This is a genomic window from Streptomyces sp. WG7 (assembly GCF_049975785.1).
GTDB lineage: Bacteria > Actinomycetota > Actinomycetes > Streptomycetales > Streptomycetaceae > Streptomyces.
The window spans coordinates 1-529 of record NZ_JBNGGE010000195.1; the positions used below are offsets into that span (position 1 = coordinate 1).

Below are 529 nucleotides of genomic sequence, written 5' to 3' on the forward strand. Positions count from 1 at the left end.
GGGTGAGGAGTTGGAGGTTGCCGGTGGTCCAGTCGATGAGTTCGGTGGGTTTGTCGGCGTTGAGGGTGGCGGGTAGTTGGGCGTGGTGGAGGGCCATGACCATTTTGATGACGCCGCCGACGCCTGCGGCTGCTTGTGCGTGGCCGAGGTTGGATTTGAGTGATCCGAGCCAGAGGGGGCGGTCGCGGTCGGTGCCGTAGGTGGTGAGGAGGGCTTGGGCTTCGATGGGGTCGCCGAGGACGGTGCCGGTGCCGTGGGCTTCGATGGCGTCGACGGCGGTGTGGGTGATGCCGGCGTCGTGGAGGGCGGCGCGGATGACGCGTTCTTGGGCGGGGCCGCTGGGTGCGGTGAGTCCGTTGGAGGCGCCGTCCTGGTTGACGGCGGTGCCGGCGACGGTGGCGAGTATGGGGTGTCCGTGGCGTTGGGCGTCGGAGAGGCGTTCGACGACGAGTACGCCGACGCCTTCGGCCCAGGCGGTGCCGTCCGCGTCGGCGGAGAAGGATTTGCAGCGGCCGTCGGGGGCGAGTCC

At 69.8% G+C, this 529-nt stretch carries 1 protein-coding gene; it reads right to left on the reverse strand.

Features of this window, described 5'->3' with window-relative positions; all coding sequences use genetic code 11:
• On the reverse strand, positions 1–529 hold a 529-nt coding region (locus ACP4J0_RS38720), incomplete at both ends, for a beta-ketoacyl synthase N-terminal-like domain-containing protein (RefSeq protein ID WP_426604169.1).